This window comes from Paraburkholderia phymatum STM815, from assembly GCF_000020045.1.
GTDB classification, from domain to species: Bacteria; Pseudomonadota; Gammaproteobacteria; order Burkholderiales; family Burkholderiaceae; genus Paraburkholderia; species Paraburkholderia phymatum.
The window spans coordinates 130,360-153,112 of record NC_010622.1 but is presented as its reverse complement, the minus strand read 5'-3'; the positions used below and the strand labels follow the sequence as shown (position 1 = coordinate 153,112).

Annotated in this window: 18 protein-coding genes and 1 tRNA gene; 1 reads left to right on the top strand and 18 read right to left on the bottom strand. The window is 64.0% G+C overall.

What is annotated here, in order from left to right; translation table 11 throughout:
• Nucleotides 1-16 precede the first annotated feature (16 nt).
• The 17 genes from BPHY_RS00685 to BPHY_RS00605 all read right to left on the bottom strand — a co-directional run bounded on the left by BPHY_RS00685 (nucleotide 17) and on the right by BPHY_RS00605 (nucleotide 20,932).
• Nucleotides 17-1,324 carry a solute carrier family 23 protein gene (locus tag BPHY_RS00685; RefSeq protein ID WP_012399561.1) on the bottom strand — a complete coding sequence of 436 codons (1,308 nt, stop codon included), beginning with the start codon at nucleotides 1,322-1,324 and terminating at the stop codon, nucleotides 17-19.
• A 174-nt stretch (nucleotides 1,325-1,498) separates the two neighbouring features.
• Entirely contained in the window at nucleotides 1,499-3,043 is a 1,545-nt protein-coding gene (locus BPHY_RS00680) for a methyl-accepting chemotaxis protein (RefSeq protein ID WP_041763658.1), read from the bottom strand.
• 344 nt (nucleotides 3,044-3,387) lie between these two features.
• A complete protein-coding gene (locus BPHY_RS00675; protein WP_012399559.1) occupies nucleotides 3,388-4,011 on the bottom strand; it encodes a DUF2239 family protein in 624 nt (207 codons plus the stop codon).
• Nucleotides 4,012-4,110: 99 nt separating this feature from the next.
• Nucleotides 4,111-9,006, bottom strand: coding sequence for a response regulator (locus BPHY_RS00670; protein ID WP_012399558.1), 4,896 nt, complete (start codon nucleotides 9,004-9,006; stop codon nucleotides 4,111-4,113).
• 123 nt (nucleotides 9,007-9,129) lie between these two features.
• On the bottom strand, nucleotides 9,130-10,773 hold the full coding sequence (locus tag BPHY_RS00665; RefSeq protein WP_012399557.1) for a response regulator: 1,644 nt from the start codon (nucleotides 10,771-10,773) through the stop codon (nucleotides 9,130-9,132).
• Nucleotides 10,770-12,218, bottom strand: coding sequence for a sensor histidine kinase (locus tag BPHY_RS00660; protein ID WP_012399556.1), 1,449 nt, complete (start codon nucleotides 12,216-12,218; stop codon nucleotides 10,770-10,772). Before BPHY_RS00660 ends, BPHY_RS00665 begins: the two co-directional genes overlap by 4 nt.
• A gap of 86 nt (nucleotides 12,219-12,304) precedes the next feature.
• A complete protein-coding gene (locus BPHY_RS00655) occupies nucleotides 12,305-13,453 on the bottom strand; it encodes an ATP-binding protein (RefSeq protein WP_012399555.1) in 1,149 nt (382 codons plus the stop codon).
• Nucleotides 13,438-13,863 (bottom strand): anti-sigma regulatory factor, encoded by a 426-nt coding sequence (locus BPHY_RS00650; RefSeq protein ID WP_012399554.1) that lies wholly within the window; start codon nucleotides 13,861-13,863, stop codon nucleotides 13,438-13,440. Before BPHY_RS00650 ends, BPHY_RS00655 begins: the two co-directional genes overlap by 16 nt.
• A 19-nt stretch (nucleotides 13,864-13,882) precedes the next feature.
• Nucleotides 13,883-14,239, bottom strand: coding sequence for an STAS domain-containing protein (locus tag BPHY_RS00645; protein WP_012399553.1), 357 nt, complete (start codon nucleotides 14,237-14,239; stop codon nucleotides 13,883-13,885).
• Nucleotides 14,240-14,248: 9 nt separating this feature from the next.
• Complete coding sequence (locus BPHY_RS00640; RefSeq protein WP_012399552.1) at nucleotides 14,249-15,112, bottom strand: STAS domain-containing protein; 864 nt, start codon at nucleotides 15,110-15,112, stop codon at nucleotides 14,249-14,251.
• Between the two features lie 250 nt (nucleotides 15,113-15,362).
• Entirely contained in the window at nucleotides 15,363-17,078 is a 1,716-nt protein-coding gene (locus tag BPHY_RS00635) for a tannase/feruloyl esterase family alpha/beta hydrolase (protein ID WP_012399551.1), read from the bottom strand.
• Nucleotides 17,075-18,184: an OpgC domain-containing protein gene (locus BPHY_RS00630; protein ID WP_012399550.1), complete on the bottom strand. Its 1,110-nt coding sequence runs from the start codon at nucleotides 18,182-18,184 to the stop codon at nucleotides 17,075-17,077. The genes BPHY_RS00635 and BPHY_RS00630 overlap by 4 nt, the downstream gene beginning before the upstream one ends.
• Before the next feature lie 167 nt (nucleotides 18,185-18,351).
• Nucleotides 18,352-18,425 (bottom strand) — tRNA-Ala (locus BPHY_RS00625).
• A gap of 55 nt (nucleotides 18,426-18,480) precedes the next feature.
• Entirely contained in the window at nucleotides 18,481-18,828 is a 348-nt protein-coding gene (locus BPHY_RS00620) for a c-type cytochrome (protein ID WP_012399549.1), read from the bottom strand.
• Nucleotides 18,825-19,628: a BON domain-containing protein gene (locus BPHY_RS00615; protein ID WP_012399548.1), complete on the bottom strand. Its 804-nt coding sequence runs from the start codon at nucleotides 19,626-19,628 to the stop codon at nucleotides 18,825-18,827. Before BPHY_RS00615 ends, BPHY_RS00620 begins: the two co-directional genes overlap by 4 nt.
• Nucleotides 19,629-19,648: 20 nt before the next feature.
• Nucleotides 19,649-20,236 carry a phosphoheptose isomerase gene (locus BPHY_RS00610; protein WP_012399547.1) on the bottom strand — a complete coding sequence of 196 codons (588 nt, stop codon included), beginning with the start codon at nucleotides 20,234-20,236 and terminating at the stop codon, nucleotides 19,649-19,651.
• A gap of 225 nt (nucleotides 20,237-20,461) precedes the next feature.
• Nucleotides 20,462-20,932 carry a YraN family protein gene (locus tag BPHY_RS00605; protein WP_012399546.1) on the bottom strand — a complete coding sequence of 157 codons (471 nt, stop codon included), beginning with the start codon at nucleotides 20,930-20,932 and terminating at the stop codon, nucleotides 20,462-20,464.
• Between BPHY_RS00605 and rsmI the strand changes: the two genes are divergently transcribed.
• Nucleotides 20,931-21,806: a 16S rRNA (cytidine(1402)-2'-O)-methyltransferase gene (rsmI, locus tag BPHY_RS00600; protein ID WP_012399545.1), complete on the top strand. Its 876-nt coding sequence runs from the start codon at nucleotides 20,931-20,933 to the stop codon at nucleotides 21,804-21,806. The two genes, BPHY_RS00605 and rsmI, sit on opposite strands and share 2 nt — an antisense overlap.
• 78 nt (nucleotides 21,807-21,884) lie before the next feature.
• Here rsmI and BPHY_RS00595 read toward each other — a convergent pair whose 3' ends face one another.
• Nucleotides 21,885-22,484 (bottom strand): septal ring lytic transglycosylase RlpA family protein, encoded by a 600-nt coding sequence (locus BPHY_RS00595; protein WP_012399544.1) that lies wholly within the window; start codon nucleotides 22,482-22,484, stop codon nucleotides 21,885-21,887.
• Nucleotides 22,485-22,753: the final 269 nt, after the last annotated feature.

The window sequence follows — 22,753 nt, the reverse complement described above, 5'->3', positions numbered from 1 at the left end:
TCGTGCATGCGGCTGATCAGACGGCCGGCTCCTGCGGGCCTTTACGACGCAGCAGCGCGTACAGGATGATCGCGCCGAACGTCGCCGTGCCGATGCCGCCGAGCGCGAAGCCGCCGAACTTCAGCGAGAAGTCGCCCGCGCCGAGCACGAGCGTCACGGCCGCGACGATCAGGTTGCGGTTGTCCGAGAAGTTGACCTTGTTGACGACCCAGATGCGCGCGCCCGTCACCGCGATCAGCCCGAACACGACGATCGACACGCCGCCCAGCACCGGGCCCGGAATGGTCTGGATCACGGCGCCGAACTTCGGCGAGAAGCCGAGCACCAGCGCGATCAGCGCAGCAATCACGAACACCAGCGTCGAGTAAATCTTCGTGACGGCCATCACGCCGATGTTTTCCGCGTAGGTCGTCACGCCCGTGCCGCCTGCGAAGCCGGAGAGGACGGTCGCCAGTCCATCGCCGATGAACGCGCGACCGATGTAGCCGTCGAGGTTCTGCCCCGTCATCGCGCTCACCGCCTTGATGTGGCCGAGGTTCTCCGCGACGAGAATCACCGCGACGGGCGCCAGCAGCGCCATCGCCTGGCCGCTGAAGACGGGCGCCATGAAATGCGGCATGCCGAACCACGGCGCGTTCGCAACGATCGAAAAATCGATCGGCTTGCCCATGCCCATGCCATTCGTCACGACGGCGTAGATCGCGTACGCGATCAGCAGGCCGACGAGTATCAGCAGGCGCTGCAGCATGCCGTGCGCGAACACGGCGACAGCGCCGACGCACAGCACTGTGACCAGCGCCATGTACGAATCGAACGCGCTGCCGCTCACACCCTTGACGGCGATCGGCGCGAGATTCAGGCCGATCACCGCGACGATCGAGCCCGTCACGACGGGTGGCATCAGCGTTTCGATCCATGCGGTGCCGATCGCCGACACGATCAGCCCAATGACGACGTAAGCGACGCCGCACGCGATGATCCCGCCGAGCGCGACGGGTATATTCATGTTTGGTCCGTGCCCCGTGTAACCGGTGATCGCGATCACGAGCCCGATGAACGCGAAGCTCGACCCGAGATAGCTCGGCACGCGGCCGCCGACCAGCACGAAGAACAGCAGCGTGCCAATGCCCGACATGAAGATGCACAGATTGGGATCGAAGCCCATCAACAGGGGCGCGAGCACCGTCGAGCCGAACATCGCGACGACGTGCTGGACGCCCATTGCGAACATTTGCGGCCAGGGCAGGCGCTCGTCGATATTGACGACGCGCCCTTCGACGCTTTTTGGCTGGACGCGCCAGCGCGGGAAATAGGAATCCGCCATCGCGGGGGTTCTCCTCTATTGGCGTAGATCTTGTATGGAAGTGCCGCGTCAGTGTGTTGCAAGGCGGCGCCGTCCAGGATGGGACTCTTGAACTACGCGCGAGTGTACGGAGAGCGCCTGGCGCTGACAAGCCGCGCAAACTGCTGCGCGGGTTCGCGTTGTCTCGCTGTTGTATCAAAGCGAAAATACCGCGACGGCCGTCTTCAGATGACGCGCCTGACCGGCCATCGCGCCCGCCGCAGCCGCCGCCTGCTCGACGAGCGCGGCGTTTTGTTGGGTGACTTCGTCCATCTGCGCGACGGCCCGGTTCACCTGTTCGATGCCCGTGCTCTGCTCGCTCGAGGCCGCCGATATCTCACCCATGAGGTCCGTCATCCGCCGCACGGCCTGCGTGACTTCCGCCATCGTGCGGCCCGCGCGCTCGGCGAGCACCGCGCCGCTGTCCACGCGCGAGGTCGAGCTTTCGATCAGTTCCTTGATCTCCTTCGCCGATACCGCGCTGCGCTGCGCGAGCGCACGCACCTCGGCCGCGACGACGGCGAAACCGCGCCCCTGCTCGCCCGCGCGCGCGGCTTCGACGGCCGCGTTGAGCGCGAGAATGTTGGTCTGGAACGCAATGCTCTCGATTACGCCGATGATGTCCGTCATCCGCTTCGAGCCGGACGCGAGTTCGCGCATCGTGTCGACCACTTCGCGCACGAGGCCGCTGCCGCGCAGCGCCACTTCCGACGCGCCGCGTGCGACACCCCCTGCCTGCTGCGCGTTGTCGGCGTTCTGGCGGACGGTCGCCGTCAGTTGCTCCATGCTCGACGCCGTTTCTTCCAGCGACGCGGCCTGCTCCTCGGTACGCTGCGACAGGTCCGTGTTGCCCTGTTCGATTTCACCCGATGCAAGCAGGATCGATTCGCTCGACTCGTTGATCTTGCCGACGATCGCCGCCAGTTGCGCGCGCATGTTGGCCAGCGCGTGCATCAGACTCGCGGTGTCGCCGGGTTTCGTGTCGACGCGCACGGTGAGATCGCCCGCCGCGATCCGCCTCGCGATCTGCATCGCGTAGCCGGGCTCGCCGCCAAGCTGGCGGGTCAGACGCCGCGCGATCAGCCACGCGAATGCCGCGCCGACTGCCATCGACGCCAGCACCAGCAGCGACAGCACGACCCGCATGCGCGCGTATTCGGCGCCCGCTTCGTGCTGCGCGGCGTTCGCCTGCTTGCGCCGGTAATCGATCAGTACGACGATCGCGTCGCGCAGCGTCTCGCTCGCGGCGATCGCGCGCCGCACCAGTTCGTCGACGCCTGAGGGAACCGGCTGCAAACCGATCTGCTGATGCACGATCGCCTCCCACGCGTCGGTCTTGCGCAGCACGTCGTCGTAGAGCGCCTGGCCGTCGGCGCCGGCGATCGTCGCGCGATAGAGGCCGTACGCGTCGTGCATGTTTTTCAGCGACGCGACGATGTCGTCCTTGAGCTTCTTACGCGCCGCTTCGTCCGGCGCGTAGCCGAGATTCGCCGCATCGAGGTCAGTGTCGATCTTGTAGCGGTTCGCCTCTTCCATCCAGTAGAGGCCGTCCATGTGCCGGCTCGAAATCTCCTCCGTCATGCCGTGCATCGACGCCAGCGCCGACAATCCTGCCGCACCAACGGCGACACCGAAGCCGATCACGGCGGCAAACGCGATCAGCAGTTTCTTCCAGACGGACATGCGGTCAAACCACTTCATCATGCGATCCTCGACAGTTCATCAGCCGGATGGGCAGGCAATGGGCCGGCAAGCTGCAATGCTTTACGGCGCCCGTTATGCGGACTTGATGAATGGATGCCGGGCATAAGCCAGCCGGCATGAGGGTTTGCGCGAGGCGTTCCGGCGGCCTGTCGAATGGGTGCCGGGCTTTGCCGCCACGCTTTGGGAGTTATCTGATATCGGAAGCTCGGCCCTGGTCCCTACACTGCAAGGGCTGCGTGACCCCGATTGAGTAGCGCAAGCGATGTTGTAACTCTCCGACTTTCCGCTCATGCTCCCCGGCGTGAGCGGATTTTTTTCGCCTGTTGATTCTGTGGTAACGGTCAGACGATCGCCACGGGGTCCGCATCGAGCGAGCGCCTGGCCAGTTTGCGGGCATGCTCGCGCACGTCCACGGGCCAGGCCGCTGTCATCGAATCGAAGCGCGCCGCGTCGTTCGCATACAGCGCGCGTGTCGCTTCTTCGTAGCCCGCCAGGTCGCCCGCCATCGTCGTCATGAAGCGATACGCCGCTTCCTGCGCCCGTCGCACACGGTCCTTGCCTTCGCTTGCGACACGCGCGGCGTCGACCAGCTTGCGCAGCGCCACCGACGCCCCACCCGATTGCGCGTTCAGCCATTCCCAGTGCCTCGGCAACAAAGTGACCTCGCGCGCGACTACGCCTAGCTTCGGACGGCCGCGACCGCGCGTTGCGGAAGCTGCGTCGCTTGCGGGCTCGGGCGGCTGGGTGTCACCGGTTTCCTGCGCTGCAAGCCTCGCCAGCACCTCGCTCGCGGAGCCTCGCAAGTCCAGTTCGACGAGTTGGCCGGTCCGATCGTCGAAGATCAGAACGGACGCGCCGCCGTCGCGCCCGGTGGCGGCTTTGACGGCCAGCGCGACGTCCTTCAGCTCGCCTGACGCGATGCATCGAGCGCCTTCGAACGCGGTGCAGGTGATGGATTCAGTCATGTGATGCCTCGCATCGTCTAAAGTCGATGCGCTAATTTTACCCGGATATAAATTAAAACGGCAATTCTACCCGGATGAAATAGGAAATGTGGCGTCACCTTATTCGACGCATCCGCGCAGCGCATTGACGAGATCGAGCGGGTCGTACGGTTTGCGCAACTGCGAGGCGCCCGGCAATCGAAGCTGCTGTTCGGGCGACAGCGCCGCATCGGAGCCCGTGACGAAAATCACGCGAAGGCGCGATTCGCGGCCGGTGGCATCGATCGCGAGATCGATTCCCGACGCGCCCGCCAGTCCGATATCCGTGAGCAGCACGTCGAAGCTTTTTTCATGCAGCAAATCCAGCGCCTGCACTGCGCCCGATGCTTCCGCGACCTCGACGCCGAAGGTGCGCAGCAACTCCGCCGTGCTCACACGAACCAGCTCGTCGTCTTCAACGAACAGAATGCGCAGATTGCGGATCGCATCGAACGTCGCGTTGTTGTTTCGATCGACGAGCCGCACCGTCTGCGAATCTTCCGCCTGCAGCGTCACGCCGCCGTCGGGCCGCGCGTATTGCACGTGCAGCGCATGCTCGATCTTGCGCGCAAGCGCTTCCCTCGAGTAAGGCTTGCTCAGCAGTTCGACGCCTTCGTCGAGCCGTCCCGCATGCACGATGGCGTTGTCGGTGTAGCCCGACGTGAACAGCACCGCGATGCCCGGCTGTCGCTCGCGCGCCTTGCGCGCCAGTTCGGTGCTGCGCAGAGAACCCGGCATCACGACGTCCGTGAACAGCAGATCGATCGGCACGCCGCTTTCGACGATCGCGAGCGCGCTCTGCGCATCCTTCGCTTTCAGCACGCGATAGCCAAGTGCCGAAAGCATTTCCACGACCGTCGTACGCACGTCTTCATCGTCCTCGACGACGAGGATCGTCTCAGCGCCACCTTTGGCCGGACCGGCATCGACGATCGTCTCGAGGTCCTCTTCTTCGCGAACGCGCGGCAGATAGAGACGGATCGTCGTGCCGTGTCCCGGCTCGCTATAGATCTTCACATGACCGCCCGACTGCTTGACGAAGCCATACACCATGCTCAGGCCGAGGCCTGTGCCCTGGCCTTCCGGCTTCGTCGTGAAGAACGGCTCGAACACGTGTTCTTGCACGTCGGCGGACATGCCCGAGCCCGTGTCGGTGACGGCGACCATCACATACTGGCCCGGTTCGACGTCGACGTGGCGTTTCGCGTAGGCATCGTCGAGCGACGCGTTGCCGGCTTCGATGGTCAGCTTGCCGTGGCCGTCCATCGCATCGCGGGCATTGATCGCGAGATTGAGCAGCGCGTTCTCTACCTGGAACGGATCGACGAGCGTATTCCACAAGCCGCCCGACACGATGGTCTCGATCTCGATGCCATCGCCGAGCGCGCGCCGCATCATGTCGTCGAGTCCGCGCACGAAGCGTCCGAGGTTCACCACCTTCGGCGCGAGCGGCTGTCTGCGGCCAAACGCGAGCAGTTGCGACGCGAGCTTCGCGCCGCGCGCAACGCCCGCGAGCGCGTTGCGCACACGCTGCGCCGGACGCTCGTCGCCCGCGACATCGTCGGAGAGCAGTTGCAGATTGCCGCCGATCACTTGCAGCAGATTGTTGAAGTCATGCGCGACGCCGCCCGTCAGGTTGCCGATCGCTTCCATCTTCTGCGCGACGCGCAGCGCTTCTTCGGCATGGCGCAGCGCTTCCTGCGTTTCGCGGTCGCTCGTCACGTCGCGGCCGACGCCGTGAATGCGCCTGGTATCGGGATCGAGCGAAAGCGTCCATGCGATCCATCGCCATGAGCCGTCGATATGCCTGAGACGGTTTTCAAAACGCATCGGCGCGCCCGTGCGGCGCAGTTCGGCGAGATTCGCCTTGACGAGCGCAAGATCGTCGGCGTGGATCAGCGAGAAGTAGGAGTGCAGCGCGAGCCAGTGCATGTCATGACCGAGCACGCGAGTCCACGAAGGGCTCACACGTTGCAGTTCGCCGTCGACGCTCGCGACCAGCAGCAGATCCTCGCTTACATCCCACAGACGGTCGCGATCCGCAACGGCTTCGATCACGCGCCCTTCGAGCGTTTCGTTCAGTTCGCGCAGCGCCTCTTGCGCTTTCGTGCGCTCGGCGATTTCACGTTGCGCGGCCTGATAGAGACGCGCGTTGTCGATGGCCGTCGCGGCCTGCGCGGCAATGCCTTCCACGTACCGCTCGGAGCGAGTGGTGAATACGCCCGGCGTCGGATGCCCGAAGAACAGTCCGCCAAGCACCTCACCCGTACGCGATACGACGGGCGCGGCGAGATAGCTGCGCACCTGCAGATGTCCGTCTGGCATGCCGCGATGCGGGGGATTGCGGCCATAGCGGGAATCTTTCGTGATGTCGTCGGAACGCACGATGCCGTGGCCCTCGAACGTCGGCGCGAACACCGCCGTGTTGCGCGGCATCGGAGACTTCGCGAACGCGTCTGCCGGCACGCCCGACAGCGTGTACAGCATGTAGCTGCCGCCCTTATCGTCCGGCACGTTGTAGAAGAACGAGCCGAACGCGGCGCCCGTGAGCTCCGTCGCGGCATCGACGACGACCTGCACAGCGCGGTTCAGGTCGAGTTCCGCCGCGACCACCGTGCCCACGCGATTCAAAATTTCGAGCGTGCGCGACTCCTCACGCAGACGGTTGCCCGTTTCGCGCCGCAAGCGCGCAAGCTGCAGATTGCCCGCGACGCGCGCGAGCAGTTCTCGCGCCGCAAACGGCTTGATCAGATAGTCGTCCGCGCCCGATTCCAGGCCGTCCACCTTCGCCTCTTCGCCTGCGCGCGCCGAGAGCAGCAGCACAGGCATTTCGCGTAGACCGTCGTCGGCGCGCAGTGCCCGCAACAGGCCGAAGCCGTCGAGCTTCGGCATCATCACATCGGAAACGACCAGTTCGGGCTGCAACGCGCGTGCAGCGGCGAGGGCTTCCATGCCGTCGGCGGCGACGTACACCTGATGCCCCGCTGCCGTGAGAATGCGCCGCATGTAGTCGCGCAGATCGGCGTTGTCGTCGACGACGAGCAGTTTGCCCGTGGCTGCGCCCTGCTGCACGCCGTGCAACGCGGCGGTATCGGCGGTATCGGCGGTATCGGCGGTATCGGCATCGGGTAGCCAGCGCCGCGCCGCATCGGCATAGCTTTGCGCGTTCGCGCTCATCGTCGCGCGTGCGGCTTCGCTCGCAGCGGGATCGAGCGCGATGGCAGGCGGCAGCACGACCGTAAAGCGCGCGCCGGCGCCCAGTTCGCTTTCGACGTGAATTGCGCCGTTCTGCGAGCGCACGAGTTCGCTCACGAGCGCGAGCCCGATGCCGCTGCCTTCGACCGAGCGCCCCGTCGCACCCTCGACGCGATGAAAGCGTTCGAACAGGCGCGGCAGCTCATGCTTCGGAATACCGATGCCCGAATCGGCGACGCTCATTTCGACGCTGCCGTCTGCCGTCATTGTCAGGCTCACAGAAATCGTACCCGTCAGCGTGAACTTGAACGCATTCGACAGCAGGTTCAGCACGACTTTCTCCCACATCTCGCGATCGATCGACACGAGATGGGGCAACCGTTCACAATCGACCTCGAGCGTCATCCCCGCCGATTCGATGGCCGAACGGAACAACGACGCCAGATCGGCGGTGAAGGCGGCGAGATCGGTCGGCTGCGGATGGATTTCGATGCGCCCCGCTTCGATACGCGAGAAGTCGAGTAGCGCGTTCACGAGCTTCAGAAGCCGCAAGCCGTTGCGATGCGTGACCTCGATCAGTTGACGGTCGCTCGCACTCGCCGCGTCGGGCCGCGCGAGCAATTCTTCGAGCGGACCGAGCATCAGTGTGAGCGGCGTGCGGAACTCGTGACTGATGTTCGAAAAGAACGTCGTCTTCGCGCGATCGATTTCCGCGAGCGCTTCCGCGCGCCGCCGCTCTTCTTCATAGGCGTCCGCATAGCCGAGCGTCGCGCCCACCTGCCGCGCGACCAGCGTGAGAAATGAACGATACCGATCGTCGACAAGCCGGTACGGATTGAGTCCCACCACGAGCACGCCGCCGCGCCCCGTTTCCCCCGACGGCTGAACGGGCAATACCGCCGCCTGCGTGGCCGGCCGCCGCCATGCGCCCGAAGGCAGCGATACGCCGAAGCGTTCGGCGAGATCCGGCACGACGACGAGCTGCTGGCTGCGCAGCGCATCGATGAACGGCCACGGACAATCGAGCGCATCCATCTTCGGCGGCGCGGCGAGATGGCCCGGCTCGATGCCGCATGTGGCTACCAGCGACGCGACGGCCGGGCCGGGCTCGGTCTGATAGAACAGCGCGAACGTGATGTCGTAGGGATCGCTTTCGAGCGCGCGCACGCTGGCTTCGCAGACGTCGCGCCACGACAGCGCGTCGCGCGTGGCGCTGCCTATTTCGCTCAGCAACCGCAACTGGCGTTCGCCGACCATGCGCGCGGTGTCGTCGCTGTTCGCGCAGATGATGCCGCCTGTGCCGCCATGATCGTCGGGAATCGGGCTATAGGAAAAGGTGTAATACGTTTCTTCCGGATAGCCGTTGCGCTCCATGATGAGAAGCTTCTGCTCGACGAACGTCCCTTCGATTCCCTCCAGCGCCGTTTCCAGCAGCGGGTGGATGTCGCTCCAGATTTCGCTCCAGACGGCAGACGTCGGCTGCCCGAGCGCGGCGGGATGCTTCCCGCCGATGATCGACTTGTACGGATCGTTGTAGAAAAAGAGAAGCTCCCGTCCCCAGCCGATCCAGATCGGCTGGCGCGACGTGAGCATGATGCGGATCGCCGTCTTCAGGCTTTGCGGCCATTGGGCGGGTGCGCCAAGCGGCGTCGCGCGCCAGTCGTAGGCGCGTATGAGGCTCCCCATTTCACCGCCGCCAGCAAGAAAGCTCGGGGCTGTACTGCCGGCAGACGCCGCGTCCGCCTCAGAGGGAGCGCCCGCCATCGTGTTATCCGGTTTCATCGACGCAACCTCAATTGTCCCGCCGTATCGCTGTCGCCCACGCGGCCCTTACCGGCCTTGCGATGGCTTTATGTGTGCTGCGCTCGCCTGGGTTCGCTACTCGCCGTGTTTCATCCGATGCATTCACTCCGTCACATCGGAACGGGTCGCGTCAGAGCAGTTCGCGTCCGGCCGCAGCGTCGTGCCGGGATTGCGCGGCGCTCCGCTTGCGCCGTCCGCCGCGATCACGCGCTCGATGTCGTCGAGCGAAGCCGGCTTCACGAGGTGGTGATCGAAGCCCGCGTCGCGCGTACGCTGGCGGTCGGTGTCCTGTCCGTAGCCCGTCAGCGCGATCAGCAGCGCGCCCGCCGTGGCCGGCTCGGCGCGCAACGCGCGCGCCACCTGGTAGCCGTCGACGCCCGGCAAGCCGATATCGAGCAGCACGACCTCCGGCTTGAATTCGCTCGCGGCCGCGATCGCCGCTGCGCCGTCGTACATCACGCGCACCTCGTGGCCGAGCATCTCGAGCAGGATCGACATCGACTCCGCGCCATCGACGCTGTCGTCGACCACCATCACGCGCCGTCGTGTTGCGGGCGTGGCTTCGCCCGCGGGCTGCCTGGCAGCGGGCTCTCCGTCAGCCGCCGCCGACGTGTCCGGCGATGCGTCACAGGGCTTGCCAGCGCTTTGTTCGACCACCATCGGCAGCGTCACGACGAATTCTGAGCCCATCCCGAGTCCTCCTGAAAATGCTTCGATCGTTCCGCCATGCAGTTCGGTGAGGGTCTTCGCGAGCGACAGCCCAATGCCGAGACCGCCTTCGGAGCGCGCCAGCGAATCTTCTGACTGCATGAACAGGTTGAACACATCCGCCAGTTCGTTCGGTGGAATGCCGATGCCGTTGTCGCGCACGCGAACCGTCACGCTGCCGTCGGCGGCGCTCACGTCCAGTTCGATCACGCCGCCCTCCGGCGTGTACTTCGCCGCATTCGACAAAAGATTGCTGATCACCTGCGCGACGCGGATCGGATCACCGTAAATCATGCAGGCGCTCTTGGGCACATTGACGCGCAATGTGTGCTGTTTCGTCGCGATGAACGGCTGGTTCGCTTCGACGGCCGTCGCGACGGCAGCATCGAGATGAACGCATTCGCGCTGCAGCGCGATCTTGCCGTGCGTGATGCGCGACACGTCGAGCAGATCGTCGACCAGCCGGCTCAGATGTTCGACCTGACGGCGCGCGATCATGCGCGCATGACACACGGCGTCTTCGGCCGCGTGATAGCGCGGATCCATCAGTTCGACCGCATTGCGGATCGGCGCGAGCGGATTGCGCAGTTCGTGTGCGAGCGTCGCGAGAAACTGGTCCTTGCGGCGGTCGGCGTCGCGCAGCGCTTCTTCCGCGCGATGCAGCCGCAGCAGCGCGCGCACGTTGGCGACGAGTTCGGCGGGCTCGATCGGCTCGGTCAGATAGCTGTCCGCTCCGCCGTCGAGCGCGCGAACCTTGTCGAACGATTGCACAGCGGCCGCTGACGTTTGCAGGATGAGCGTCGATCGCGTCTGCGGATCGCGCTTGAGAATCGAACAGACCTCGATGCCGCTGATATCGGGCAGCTTCACATCGAGCAGCACGATCGCGGGGTTGTGCGTGCGCACCTGATCGAGCGCGCCCTGGCCCGTCGCCGCCTCGACCACATCGAAACCGGCATGCACGAGCACGCGCGTTTTCGCATAACGCGCGCCGTCGTTGTCGTCGACGTTCAAAATCAGCGGAGCGGCAACCGTCATGAGGCGCCTCCGTGTGCGATGGACGAGCCGTCCGCCCATCGCACGTCCGGGCCGGCTGCAGCCTTGGCCTCGAGGGGCAGCGTCAGGTAGAAGGTCGAGCCGACGCCCGGTTTGCTGTCGACGCCTGCATGGCCGCCGAGCAGCGCGGCGAGCTTGCGGCATAGCGGCAAGCCGAGCCCCGTTCCCTTCACGCGCTGCTGCAGATGGTTCTGCACCTGGCCGAATTCCTCGAAGATCACTTGCTGGTGTTCCTCCGCGATGCCAATTCCCGTGTCGACCACGGCAAATGTGACGTGCTGGCCATCCGGCTCAAGGTGCGCACCGACGCGTATTTCCCCGCGCTCGGTAAATTTGAGCGCGTTCGAGACAAAGTTACGCAGTATCTGCGTGAGTTTCGCTTCGTCGGCGAAGATGGATGGCAAACCGTGTGTGTCCTCGAAGATCAGCTTCACCGCCGGATCGGTCAGGAGAGGCGTGAGCATCGCGCGCAGCGCCGCGAATAGCCCCGCAGCCTTGAACCAGACGGGCGTCACATCTGTACGGCCCGCTTCGATCTTGGCCAGATCGAGGAGGTCGTTAACGATCTCGGACAGGTCCTCGGCCGATTTGCGGATAAGTAGCACCTGGCGTTCCTGCTCGCCGGAAAGATCGCCATCGAGACGATTGAGCAGCAAGTTCGAAAGCGCGCGTATCGAACTGAGCGGCGTACGCAGCTCGTGGCTCATGTTCGACAGGAAGCGCGATTTCATCGCGTCGGCGCGGCGCAGCTCGTCCGCGCGCTCGTCGAGTTCCGCGTATAGCGCGACGACGCCGCGATTAGTCGCTTCGAGTTCCTGGGTGAGACGCGAAAGTTCGTCCTGACGGTCGCGCAATTCCGTCAGCGTCGACAGCAGTTCGCGGTTCTGTTCGTGCAGTTCGTCCATCGAACGGCGCGCTGTTTCGTCGTTGGTTTCACTGTGCATACGCGCGCTCGTCGGGTTTTGCTGCACGAGGCTGCGCATGATCGCGTCGATGCCGGTGAGCGCCATCTCGGGCCGGTCGTTCGGCAGAAAGCGCGCCATCGACACGACCGTGCCCTGTTCTGCAGACGATTGGATCTCGCAACGGTCCATCAGGCGACGGCTGCCGGCGATGCCGCAGCCCATGCCCGTCGGCGAGCGGTACGTGCCTTCCAGCACCGATTCAAGATTCCGGATGCCGGGCCCCTTGTCGCGCACGTCGATGAGCAGCGCTTGCGGCTTAGCTGCGGCGTCGAACGTGAACGTCACTTCGCCGCCGTGCGCATACTCGAACGCGTTGCGCGCGATCTCCGACACGGCGCTCGCGATGCGCGTCTGATCGAGCGAAGAGAAGCCAAAGCCCGCGGCGATCGCACGAGCCTTGCGGCGCGCCGCCACGACATCTTCTTCGGCGCCGAGCCGGATGCGCAGGATAGGGGTCGTCATGCGTGAAATTTACTCCTGTCGGTGGGAGTTGGCGCTTTAGCGCCTTGCTCCCGCCCCATGCAAAGCTGTCGGTGGGAGTTGGCGCCCTACTCCGATCCCTTAACCGATTGCTGCTGATCCGCCTTGACGACGACCACGGTCGCGTCGTCTCGTCGCCGCGAAAAGTCGCGGTACAGCACCGCCGCAATCATCACGGCCGGCTGCAGATGCAGCCCCGGATAGGCGGCCAGATCCCAGCGCGTACCGATACCGTCCGAATGCAGGATGAGCAGTGCGTCGCGCGTCCACGGCACGGCAAACTCCTGCGAATCGCGCATGGTATGGCCGACGATGCCGTTGCGCGACGTGAGTTGCCAGCTGTTGCGCGTTCCCTCCGATGTCGCACTCGCACTGCGCGTCGAACCGCCGCCGACGAGGACCGGCCTGCCGACGTTGAAGATCGACGCCGATATGTTGCCCGTGCCCGCGAATTCGAGTTGCGAACGCGCCAGATCGAGTCGCGCGATCGCGACAGCGGCGCCGCGCGTCGGACGCAACGCGCCGTGTGCGAGCTCCATCAGCGCTGCAGGCGAGCGGCCTGCGCGCCGCCGCACGACATCGACCGCGCCCGCCGCCGCGACGTGCGCGTCGGGACCGTGGCCCAATCCATCGGCGACGGTGACGGTCAGGCCGTGCTGATCCGATTCGATGCCCCACGCGTCACCGCATACTGATTCGCCCGGATAAGGCACGCACACGCCGCCGATGTCGGTACCCGCCGCCGCTCGCATCGCGCGCGCTGGGGCGTGATCGCTGGGACTGCGGCTGCGCACGACCGCGCGCAGCACAGTGCCAAGCCCCGGTTGGGAATACACCGACACGTCTTCCGACAGCCGGCGGATCGCGCCCAGCCCAGTGCCCGGCGTGCCTGCAGTCGTGCTGCCGTCGCGAAACGCGAGCCCCACGTCCCGCATGCCGGGACCCTTGTCGATCGCGATGATCTCGACACCGTCCGCGCGTGTGCCCGCCGCACCCGAAGGCAACACGCGCACGAGCAGTTCGCCGTGCTGCGCATGCTTGAGGATGTTGGTCGCGGCTTCCGTGACGATCAACGCGACCCGGCCCAGGTCCGTGTCGTTTAACGCGCCTTTCTGCCCGGCGTCGTTCGCACTGCGCCGTGCAAACGCGACGCTGCTGGCGTCGGCGATTTCGAACGACGCATGCATGGCGCGCAGACCGCTCAGCGAAGTTTCCATTTGGTGATTGACACTCTCGTGCCTTTTCCTGGTTCCGACTGGATTTCGAATTCGTCGCACAGACGCCGCGCGCCGCCGAGCCCAAGGCCGAGGCCGGAGCCGCTCGTGAAGCCGTCCTGCAACGCGCGCTCGATATCCGCAATGCCCTGCCCCTGATCGACGAAGATCAGTCTGAGGCCTTTGCGCGAGCCGTTGAGCAGCACGTCAAGCGTCGCATCGCCGCCGCCGCCGTACAGAAGCGTGTTGCGTGCCAGTTCGCTCGCGGCGGTGACGAACTTCGTCTGATCGACGAGCGAGAAGCCCTGCGCAATCGCTTCGTCGCGCACGATCTGGCGAAGCTTGACGATCTCCTGATCCGAGCGCAGACCGACTTCGACAGTCGATGTCACTACTACGCCGAATGAGTTCATGTGTGAGCGCCCCGGTTGGTCAACGCTGTCGCTGCTTGAGCAGCGCCATGCCTCGTTCGACATTAAGCGCCGTACGCACACCTGTCAGCGTGAGCCCCAGTTCTACCAGCGTGATCGCCACGGACGGCTGCATGCCGACCACGACTGTTTGCGCATCGAGCACGGTCGCCATCGCCGCCGTGTTGCTGATCATGCGGCCAATGAAAGAGTCGACGATATCGAGCGCCGAAATGTCGATCAGCACGCCTTTCGCCTTGTCCTTCACGATGCGCGCGGTCAGATCGTCCTGAAGCGCGATGGCGAGACGGTCGTGCATATCGACCTGAATCGCGACGATCAGGCAATCGCCCATCCGCAGGATTGGAATGCGATCCATGTGATCACCTTAGCTCGCGATGCGAGTCGAAATGCTCGAACCGCTTTTTTGCAGCGCGACGATGAAAGCGTCGGCGAGCGTCGACTTCGTGATCACGTTCGTGAGATCGACGCCGAGATGCACGATGGTCTGTGCAATCTGTGGACGTATGCCGCTAATGATGCAGTCCGCCCCCATCAGACGCGCGGCGGCAACCGTCTTGAGCAGATGTTGCGCGACCAGTGTGTCGACGGTCGGAACGCCCGTGATGTCGATGATCGAAATCGCGGCGCCCGTTTCGACGATCTTCTGCAGCAGACTTTCCATCACGACCTGCGTGCGTGCGGAGTCGAGCGTGCCGATCAACGGCAGCGCGAGAATGCCTTCCCACAACTGCACGACGGGCGTCGACAGTTCGAGCAGTTCTTCCTGCTGACGCGAGATGATCGCTTCGCGCGCGCGCTGGAAGACTTCCGTCGTAAAGAGGCCGAGCGCGTCGAGCAGCAGGTTGACCGTCCAGCTTACTTCGGCGAGTTCGAGCGGCTGGCTGTCGAATTCTTCACGCATACGCGAGTACAACGGCTGCTTCAGCGAGAACACGAAGGTGGCCGTCTCGACGGGCGTGAAGCCCTGGCGCGCGCGATGCGTGGACATGTCGGTGAGAAATGCGCGCACGGGTTCCCATTCGGGACGGCTTGCATCGAGCGTATCGGATCTGGCGAGCGTATCGGAGAACACGTTCAGGAAGTTGCGGAACTGATCGTTCATTTCCGCTTCCGTCGTCAGGCCGCGGCGAAGCGCGATCGATAGATGCTGATTCAACCATTCGGTCAGCAGCGTATCGCGATGACGCGTCAGTACTTCGACGAGAGCCGCGCTTTTCGATGCGTTCATAAGGTCTCCCAGAAACGGTTCAGGTAAATATTGCGCGACTGTTTGCGTGCAAACCGTTTGCGCACAGTCGATGCACGCAAACATTACCGGAAGGCGCCTGATGACAGCAGATAGCGGCGCCTTTCTGCACGCTCGACAAATACTACAGGGGGCACTGCGCGATTGCGCATAAAAGAGAGCCGAAATGTGCGATGCGCGACAGCTTTGCACCGCGATCCCATCCGCAGTGTTTTGTCTGACTTTGCAGTGCTCAAGGTTCGCTGCAAACGAAGTTGTTCCCGTCGTTGAGATTGCCCTTGCCGAGATAGCGCGGATACATCGGATAGCGGCACAGCGGACGCGACCGGCCGTTGGTGGGTGGTGCGATGTCGGTGGCGAGCAGCGTTTCCGGCGAGATGCCGCGCGTCACCCAGTTGTCGAGTGCGCCGAGCAGATCGACGGACGGAATGAAGACGCCGCTGCCGTGCTGGAAGCCGGGCACCATGTAGAGACGCATGAACGCGTTCACGCGCTCGTCGCCGTATAGATCCACGAGATGCTCGTAGTAGCCGATGGTCTGGTTCGGGCTGATGACTTCGTCGGCGAGACCCTGCATCGTAATCAGCTTGCCGCCTTTCGCCATGAAGCGGCTCAGGTCGGGATTCATCGCGCCGATGGTCTGCGAGAGCGCGACCAGCTGCTTCTGATACTTGCCGGGATGCAGGACGTCGAACTTCATTGAGTCGAAGGTCGCGTCCTGCGCGACGAAATAGCGTGCGTAGCCGTCACCTTGTGCGAACAGATAGCCGTTGCCGGCGAAGGTGGGCGACGTCTGCCGCACCGGGTCGCGGCCGAGTCCGAGCGCGCCGTTCAGGCGTGTGCCCTGAAAGACGTTGTAGCCGTGATAGCCACTCACGTCGTAAGCAAGCTTGTACGGCAACTTGAGGCCGTCGCGCAGAACGTTCAGCGTCGCGAGTTGCGCGTCGGTGAGACAACCGCCTTCGTGCGCGTAGGACGAGCCACGATGGCAGCGCAGCGCGTCGATGATTTCGGCTTCGTGCTGACGGCATTGCGCGACGTCGCTGACGATGCCGTCGGCTGCGCCGTCGAGCTTGTCGCAGACTTCGAGCGACTTCTGATAGACGCGTTCGAGCAGGGCCGGCGGCACGAAGCCACCATGCGACGCATATTCGGCCTGACCGATGCGCACGCCGATCAGCCGCACGCCGGAGAAATTCAGCGCGGGCGAGTCGGCGATCACACCGTCGTAGTCGTCGGGGAAACGCTGCATCACCGTGTAGCCTTCGCGGCCGCCCGTCGAACCGCCGGCGAAGTACATGCGGTCCGGTGGATGACCGTACATGCGCACAATCAGCGCGAGGGCCGCGTCGTGAGTTTTCTTCAGATGCGCGTAGCCGAAGTTGACGACGGATTCGTCGACGAGCCCGAACACCGCGAGCGACGAGTTACCGACGTGGCCTGAGTCGTCGCCCAAGGTGACGTAGCCTTGCGCGAGCGGCGCACGGATTGGCGAGAACGGCATCACGCCGATACCGGTGACGACCGTACCGTTGTAGCCGCCGCCGCCGACCTGCAATGCGCGGCCGTTCCAGCGACGCGGCAGGTTCAGGTCGAAACGGATGTCGGGCGTCGTGCCTTTGATTGGGCGTATCACACCCGTGATGCGGCAGAACTCGCCCGCGCCGTTGCCCGGCGTTTGCGCCGAGATTGGCGTGGCAGTTTCGACATGCGCGCCGTGAGTGGGAAGCGCGATGGTGTCGGGGTCGAGCCAGAGGCCGTTCAGGTCGGTGCAGCGCGTGTTGAAGGCGGCCTTTTTGGGTTCTGTCGCGGGCGGATGTTGAGGTTGCGTCTGGCTATCGGGCGTGGCTGCCGCTGCTGTGTTTGCGCCGACGGCGGCCATCGCGGACGTGAGCGCGATGCGTGACAGCGTTCGCGCTGCACGCGGCCATGCTGTACCGCGCTTCATCGGCAGTCGGCTCCGGTGACGGCTGCGCGCGGCTGCGCCGGCCCCTTCCAGTCGCTCCAGAAACGCGCGAGCAACAGCACCGCGACGATCGCGATCAGGTCGCCCGCGAGCGCGGCCAGGCCGTGGCTCAGGCCGCTGAGATTGCGCGGCGTGGCTGTATCGACGATCAGCGAAATCAGCGTACCGCCAACGAAACAGGCGAGCCCCGTCTGGCCGACCTTGACGACGGCAGGCATGCGGTGCGCGAGTCGGGCGATCGCGCCCGTGCGGATAAGCCCGGTCGCGAGCCATGCGATGGCGAGGAAGTTGATCACGCGTTCAATCGACAGGTTCTGTTTGAGATGGCCCGGGAGCGGTTGCGTCAGGATGAACAGTTTGGTGACTGCGAAGGCTAGCACGGCTGCGACGGCGACTTTGGTTAACCAACGGCCCGTGCGGGATTCCTGGATGTCGGTCGGGACGGGGTGTTCGCGGCAAAGGATACCGATTACGAATAGCAGTTGCCAGGCGAAAGGGTTAAAGGCCCAGTTGCTGACGTCGTCGATCGCGGAGAGTTTGGCTAGCGGGATGGCTAGCGCCCATGTTGTGGCGCTTATTGCAAGTGCTGTTAGCGGCGACTTTCGAGCTACTGGGACGATTAGCGGGACGGTCAGGGCGAAGAGGACATACATCGGGAGGACGCTTGATAGGTACGGTTGGCGTCTTAGGGTTGCGATTTCGAACGCTTCCTTGAGGGGGGCTGCGCAGAACGCTGGCCAGCCGGTCAAGTCGACCATCGTGCGGTTGAGATGCAAGCGCTGCAGGATTGCGCCTGATAGTAGTGTAAGGAGAGCCGTAAGCAGGTATGCCCTGTAGATCTCCCAGCAGCGTTTGTGGAAGCGGGTCTGCGCGGCTTTGGGGCCTTTTTTGCTGAGCACGGCGTTGTACGCTGCGGCCGATGCGTAGCCGCCCAGGCAGACGAACACTTCCGCCGAGTCGCACAAGGCGTAAGCGTGCAGCATCAGGTGCTGTAACACGCTACCCGGGATGTGATCCAGCACGATCACGATCAACACAATCCCTCGGAAGAAATCCACTTCGATCGAACGGGGACGGGGAGGGTTCATGCGGGGGCTCGGGTTGTGCGCAGTGTCGAGGCTCGTTGTGCCGCTTGATTTCGGGTTTACGTGGACTAGGAACAATCGCGTGAGTGAATGTTCCCTGTGGTCAGCGGGGCGAAAGGAAAGGGGGGGCGTGGCTATTGGGGATGGGAGAGGCTGCGCTGACGGGCGCGAGTGGGCGGAGGAGGATCGAACTCCCGACCTTCGCATTGCGAACGCGACGCTCTCCCAGCTGAGCTACCGCCCCACGACGAGACGATTCTAGCACGGCACAATTTTATTGTGCCAACCGCCCATAAGCGCTATTTGGAAGGCGCCCCAGCCAGCGCCCAATCGACAACCGTGCGAATATCCGCATCGCTCATAGCAGGATGCGCGGGCATCGGAATCGCGCCCCAGACACCTGATCCGCCATCCTTGACCTTCTTCGCGAGGACAGCCGCAGCTTGGGCATTTCCCTTGTACTTCTCGGCAACCTGCTGAAACGAAGGTCCAACAAGCTTGCGATCTATAGCGTGGCACCCCAGACAAGCATTGCTGCGAGCGATCGCAAGCCCACGCGGCGGCGCATCGGCCGCATGAGCCACCGAGCCCACCACCGAGCCCACTACTACAGCCGCCCACAACAGACCAGAAACAAAGCCCCTCATTGCCCCGCCTTCGGATTCCCCGGATGCACCTGCGACGAGTTGCTGACCGGCGCAGGTGACTGCTGTTCCAACGGCTTCGACGTAATAGACGAATCCGGCACTGCCCCCGACGTCACCTCGGCATCGGGCTGAGCGGCCGCAGCAGCCGGCGCCCCCGAAGCCGCCGACGCGGCCGCCGTCGTCGCCGCAACAGCTTCTTGCGGCTGGATGTACTGGAACACCTTCACAACCTGCGTGACACCAGGCACGCGGCTCGCGACATCAGCGCCACGATTGCCCTCATCGACGGTCACCAGACCCATCAGATAGATCGACCCGCGCTCGCACACGACCTTATAGTTGTTCGCCGAAATATCCTTCTCGGCGATCAGGGCCGTCTTCACACGCCCTTCCAGATATGTGTCGTTACTCCGCGACGAGAAAGAGCTCGCAGGCGCAACGGTCAACTCGTTGATAATTGCATTCACATTATTGAGGCTGCGCACAACCGATTCGGCGCGAGCCTTGGAAACGTCGCCCGCAACTTCACCCGTCAACAGCACGCGCCGGTTGAACACCGTCACATTCACGTGTGCCGAGTCCGGCAGATTCTGGCTAATCAGCGACATCGCCTTCACCTGAATCTCGCGGTCTTCCGTCTGCGCGCCGAGCGTGCGCCGGTCGGTCGCGACCAGCGCGCTGCCGCCCGCCGCCGCACCCACAGCCAGCACGCAGCCCTGCAACGTCGCGGCCAGCCCCGCGACGAGACCCACCACCAGCGTGGTTCTCACGAACGTACTCTTCACGCGATATGCGCTCATCAACTCACTCTCCTTCGGAATCATTCTTCGCCGAGCAACATGGCATCGATGCCGTCGCACAGACTATGGATCGTCAACAGATGCACTTCCTGCACGCGCGCCGTGCGATCGGACGGTGCGCAAATGTGGATGTCGGTGTCGTGCAGCACTTCGTTGATCTTTCCGCCGCCCGTGCCCGACAGCGCTACCACGATCATCTCCCGGTCGTGCGCGTCTTCGATGGCAGCGAGAACATTGGCGGGATTGCCCGACGTCGAAATAGCAAGCAGCACGTCGCCGGGCTGGCCGAGCGCGCGAACCTGCGTCGCGAAAATCTGGTCGAGCGAGGCATCGTTGGCGATGCCCGTGATGACCGAAGAATCCGTCGTCAGCGCGATGGCCGGCAATGCGGGACGCTCGCGCTCGAAGCCGCCGATCAGTTCGGCGGCAAAGTATTGCGCGTCGGCAGCGGAGCCGCCATTGCCGCACGTCAGAATCTTGTTACCGTTTGCAAGTGCGGCAAACATCGCGTCGACGGCCGCCGCGATCGGCATCGACAGCGCTTCAAGTGCTGCGAGTGTGACTGCCGCGCTGTCGCGGAAGTGTTGTTGAATGCGTTCGACTGACATCGACTCTCTATGGTGTACTGCTTGCGCCGCCCGCCCGGCAGCGCTGGTTCAATTGGACGTGGGCGCTTCCCCGTGCGATTGTCCGCTGCCGCGCCGACCGGCGCGCTTGACGAGGCCGCTCTTCATTGCGCTTGACGGCGGCCACTTGCCCGCATCGAGCGAGTAAAAGCGCCCAGCCCTTTTCGCGTCCGCAAGTTTAGCGTACTCACGCGGCGAATCTGCGTCTCAACCTTCATCCACGCGAAAAGCGTCCCGCACCCACACCAGACGTCCTCGCTCGAACGCGATCACATCGAAACGGCACGCGGGCATCGCAACATCATGCGTCGACAAAAAATGCTGCGCGGCGCGCACGATGCGCTGCTGCTTCCGCCAACCGACACTCGCCGCCGCTCCGCCATATTCGCTTTGCGCCCGCGCACGCACTTCGACGAACACGAGCGAACCATCCCGCTCGCGCATCACGAGGTCGATCTCGCCGCCTCGGCACACGACGTTACGCGCGACGAAGCGCAAACGCTGCCGCTGAAGAAACGTCAGCGCCCGCGCCTCGAACGCCGCCCCGACGATTTTGGACCGTGCGCCTCCCGAAAAGTTGTCAGCGGGTCGCGTGGCTTCACGCGCAGAGGCGGGTAACGGTGCGGCTGCGTGGCACAATGTCTGCCTTGTTTCATCTGTCTGCGTTTTTCGTGTCATGACTCCTCTTTCCGAACTCGCGCAAGGGCAGCAGTACCCCACTTCTGCGCTGTACGTCGTAGCTACGCCGATCGGCAACATCGCCGACATCACGGTGCGCGCGCTGCACGTGCTCGGCCTCGTGGATCGCGTCGCCGCCGAAGACACGCGCAACACGGGACAACTGCTTTCCCGCTATGGCATCGCAAAGCCGCTCGTCGCTGTGCATCAGCACAACGAACGTGAGTCCGCGCAGCGCATCGTGGACTATCTGCGAGCTGGCGAGCGCGTCGCGTATGTCTCCGATGCGGGCACGCCCGGCATCTCCGACCCCGGCGCGAAACTCGTCGATGCCGTGCGCGAAGCCGGTTTCACGATCGTGCCGCTGCCCGGCGCCAGCGCACTCGCTACCGCGCTTAGCGTCGCAGGCGACTGGGTGTCGACATTCTCGTTCCTCGGCTTCCTGCCGCCCAAAGCAAAGCAGCGTGCTGCCGCGCTCGCGCCACTCGTCAAACACTCGCAAGCAATGGTGTTCTACGAAGCGCCGCATCGCATCATCGAAACCGTCCAGGCGCTCGCCGATGCATTCGGCGGCCAGCGACGTCTGCTGATCGGCCGCGAGTTGACAAAATTACATGAGGGATTGCATCGCTGCACCCTGGCCGAAGGGCCAAAGTGGCTCGAAGCGGATGCAAACCGCCAGCGCGGCGAATTCGTGCTGGTCGTCGAAGGTGCGCCCGCCGATGCCGAAGGCGAACACGAGCACGACACACTTCTCGGTATGTTGCTGGAAGAGGTATCGGTGAGCAGCGCGGCCAAAATCGCGGCGGCGCTCACAGGCGCCTCGCGCAACACGCTGTACACGCGGGCGCTCGAACTCAAAAAGGACGATTGAAAAAGCAAAAAGGGCTGTGCGCACACAGCCCTTTTTTAAGCAGACGACGATGTCCGCGGCGATCGGTCCAGAATGCTCTTACTTCTCGTTCGAGTCGCCCTGATTCGAAGCCAGGATTTCCTTCATCTCGGCCTTTGCTTCACGCTGCGTCAGACCTTCGATCTTCACGCGCGCAGTGCCGATATGCGCAAGATGCAGAATCTTCGCAGCTGCGTAAGAAAGATCGAGCACCCGGCCGCGAGCGTACGGCCCACGGTCGTTGATCTTCACGACAACGGAATCGTTCGTCGCCGGATTGGTCACTCGCACGTACGAGCCAAGTGGCAACGTTCGGTGTGCAGCCGTCAGCGCATGCATGTCGAAGCGCTCGCCGTTTGCCGTCTTGCGGCCGTGGAAGCCGCGCCCATACCAGGACGCACGTCCCGTCTGATGGAAGTCCGCGATGTTCGGGCCGTCCGTCAGCGGCTCTGCGTCGGCGAGTTTGCCCTTCTGGTCTGCCGTACCTGGCAGATCGTTCATACCCGAACCGTACGACGGCGGCGCGACGACAGCGCGCGCATCCTTCGTCGTTGCCGATACACCGCTGACCTGGGTATTCGCGCCCGGAGGCACCGCACAACCGGCGAGTGCCAAAAAGGCAAAAACGCTCCCAACACGTCGGGGTAGCCGAGTTTTCATAAGACAATTGATGCAAATGCGAGCCGCATCACGCGAAATGCCGTGCGTTTGCTTGCGGCTCCGGCGGCAAAGGGCGAACGCGCACCGCGCAACGCTGGCGCAGGACGATGAAAGCCCGGACGCGGCACCTTCAGCCGCAACCGCACGGTTAGTTTTCACGTCTGACGCAACTGTCCCCGCAGTTTTCGGCCAGACCCCACGAGCCGCCATCGAACGTTCACACGCTCATGCGCCGGAAAAACACGGCGCTCAGGAAGGCGGCGTAGGCC

What these genes read in the sequence shown, in the direction of transcription:
- BPHY_RS00685 (WP_012399561.1), bottom strand. Translation starts at nt 1,324, where the DNA reads ATGGCGGATTCCTATTTCCCGCGCTGGCGCGTCCAGCCAAAAAGCGTC.
- BPHY_RS00680 (WP_041763658.1), bottom strand. Translation starts at nt 3,043, where the DNA reads ATGAAGTGGTTTGACCGCATGTCCGTCTGGAAGAAACTGCTGATCGCG.
- BPHY_RS00675 (WP_012399559.1), bottom strand. Translation starts at nt 4,011, where the DNA reads ATGACTGAATCCATCACCTGCACCGCGTTCGAAGGCGCTCGATGCATC.
- BPHY_RS00670 (WP_012399558.1), bottom strand. Translation starts at nt 9,006, where the DNA reads ATGAAACCGGATAACACGATGGCGGGCGCTCCCTCTGAGGCGGACGCG.
- BPHY_RS00665 (WP_012399557.1), bottom strand. Translation starts at nt 10,773, where the DNA reads ATGACGGTTGCCGCTCCGCTGATTTTGAACGTCGACGACAACGACGGC.
- BPHY_RS00660 (WP_012399556.1), bottom strand. Translation starts at nt 12,218, where the DNA reads ATGACGACCCCTATCCTGCGCATCCGGCTCGGCGCCGAAGAAGATGTC.
- BPHY_RS00655 (WP_012399555.1), bottom strand. Translation starts at nt 13,453, where the DNA reads ATGGAAACTTCGCTGAGCGGTCTGCGCGCCATGCATGCGTCGTTCGAA.
- BPHY_RS00650 (WP_012399554.1), bottom strand. Translation starts at nt 13,863, where the DNA reads ATGAACTCATTCGGCGTAGTAGTGACATCGACTGTCGAAGTCGGTCTG.
- BPHY_RS00645 (WP_012399553.1), bottom strand. Translation starts at nt 14,239, where the DNA reads ATGGATCGCATTCCAATCCTGCGGATGGGCGATTGCCTGATCGTCGCG.
- BPHY_RS00640 (WP_012399552.1), bottom strand. Translation starts at nt 15,112, where the DNA reads ATGAACGCATCGAAAAGCGCGGCTCTCGTCGAAGTACTGACGCGTCAT.
- BPHY_RS00635 (WP_012399551.1), bottom strand. Translation starts at nt 17,078, where the DNA reads ATGAAGCGCGGTACAGCATGGCCGCGTGCAGCGCGAACGCTGTCACGC.
- BPHY_RS00630 (WP_012399550.1), bottom strand. Translation starts at nt 18,184, where the DNA reads ATGAACCCTCCCCGTCCCCGTTCGATCGAAGTGGATTTCTTCCGAGGG.
- BPHY_RS00620 (WP_012399549.1), bottom strand. Translation starts at nt 18,828, where the DNA reads ATGAGGGGCTTTGTTTCTGGTCTGTTGTGGGCGGCTGTAGTAGTGGGC.
- BPHY_RS00615 (WP_012399548.1), bottom strand. Translation starts at nt 19,628, where the DNA reads ATGAGCGCATATCGCGTGAAGAGTACGTTCGTGAGAACCACGCTGGTG.
- BPHY_RS00610 (WP_012399547.1), bottom strand. Translation starts at nt 20,236, where the DNA reads ATGTCAGTCGAACGCATTCAACAACACTTCCGCGACAGCGCGGCAGTC.
- rsmI (WP_012399545.1), top strand. Translation starts at nt 20,931, where the DNA reads ATGACTCCTCTTTCCGAACTCGCGCAAGGGCAGCAGTACCCCACTTCT.
- BPHY_RS00605 (WP_012399546.1), bottom strand. Translation starts at nt 20,932, where the DNA reads ATGACACGAAAAACGCAGACAGATGAAACAAGGCAGACATTGTGCCAC.
- BPHY_RS00595 (WP_012399544.1), bottom strand. Translation starts at nt 22,484, where the DNA reads ATGAAAACTCGGCTACCCCGACGTGTTGGGAGCGTTTTTGCCTTTTTG.